Source organism: Candidatus Litorirhabdus singularis (assembly GCF_026262625.1).
GTDB classification, from domain to species: Bacteria; Pseudomonadota; Gammaproteobacteria; order Pseudomonadales; family Halieaceae; genus Litorirhabdus; species Litorirhabdus singularis.
Genome location: NZ_SHNN01000015.1, coordinates 1 through 1,674 on the forward strand (window position 1 = coordinate 1; position 1,674 = coordinate 1,674).

A 1,674-nucleotide genomic window follows, 5' to 3' on the forward strand; every position below is an offset into this window, starting at 1 on the left:
GGCCACCCGACAGCACGTCATTGCCATCGCCACCGAGCACAATATCCCGGCGCTCGTTCAAGGAGTGCTGCGCAAGGTCAATCTCAAGCGGGGTATCCACGCTGCCCAGCGGGGCGAACGTCAGACTGTAGACAGCCGGTACCAGGTCCGGCGAGGAAATACTGAGAAGGTACTCGGTGTTGGCATTCAGGCTGAGCGGATCCACAGCCTGACCGGTGGCAAGCTCCGTGACAGAAACTACAACCACCGCATCATCTATCAGTAGCTGACCGTCAAAGCCCAGGCGGAAGCGGTAGTAATCAACATCCACCGCACTATCCAGGGTCAGGCCACTGAACGTGGTCGCCGCTATAATATCCGGGCCGGGTACGCCGAGATTGAGCACCCGCTTGCCATCTGTCCCGACCTGGGGTCCAAGCAGATAAGCAGCAGGATCAGTGACGGTTTCGGCGAATTGAATTTCGAGTCTGTAGGTGCCCGCCGACAATCCGCTTAGGCTAATAGAGCTGGTCAGTCCCACCACTGTCAGCGGAACGACAATGTCGGTACCGCTAGCGTCAAGCAGGCGGACGCTCAGTTCACCGTCGAAGACGCTGGTGCGCGCAACGCGGATCACATCCTCAACGCCTCCAACCGCAGCGAGTGTGAACTCGAACAGGTCAACATCGCCCGGCGTGTGCAGGGTAAGTCCCTGCACCAATACCAGGTCTTCGATAGTGCCCAGCGAGTAAGGCGTCGGGGCATTGGCCTCGGTCTGGTCCGGCAGGTACTGTGCGCTGCCGCCCGCGGGCAAGGTCAGATCGCTGCCCAAGTCGTGTGCGAACGCCGCTGAGTCGTTGCGGGTGCCGAGCTCCGCCTTGTCTGCCAGGATCGACGTACCGCCCAAGATGGTCACCCGGTCGTCACCCGCGCCTGCATCCACCCACACCGACTTCTGTACCGTCGGACCGACGATGATCTGGTCGTTACCGCCCAGCGCGTCAATAATAATAACCTGGAAGTCACCCTCCGCCGGCAGCAGACCATTGAGCGAAGGCGCCGCCTCCGTTTGCAGACCCGTCAGCGGATCCTCCACCAGGTTCAGCAGTCGCCGTGCCTCCCAGATCAGGTTGCCGCTGCTGTCCGTTGCCTGGAAGTCCAGCCGCACCGTGGCATCGAAACTGAAGTTGCCGTTCACTTCCGTCAGCCGCGTGATCAGGTGGTGATCCCCCAGTAGCCCCGGTTCGGTAACGAAGTCCACCGTGATCACGTCGTTCGCATTGGTGCCACCGTAATACCAGACCTCGGTGCTCGCCCGCGCATACTCCTTCCACTCGTCGCCCTCGACCTGGTCGCCGTCCAGCGTGTCGAACGACTGGCCGTCGCGGCGGTACAGCACATCGTCGCCGCCGTTGCCGTATAAGAAATCAAGTCCAGTACCGCCAAACAGCTGATCCGCCTGGCTGCCACCCAGCATCCGGTTGAGACCCGTGTCTTCCAGTGTGTACAGGCCATTGCCGTCGGTGTCGCGCAGCGTGCCGTTAGCATCGACGAAGACACCGAACTGCCCGCCCAGCTCCGGATCACGCGACCAGGCATAGAGATCATTCGTCCCGCTGCCACCAATCAGGTCATCGTTGCCCTGGCCGGCGTAGAACACGTCATGATCGCTCGCCTGCCCATCACCCAGGTCGC

The 1,674-nt window shown here is 61.5% G+C and carries 1 protein-coding gene; it reads right to left on the reverse strand.

The window, feature by feature from the left end; translation table 11 throughout:
• Window positions 1-1,674 (reverse strand): hypothetical protein (locus EYC98_RS21645; RefSeq protein ID WP_279247499.1); only part of this gene is annotated, 1,674 nt, incomplete at both ends.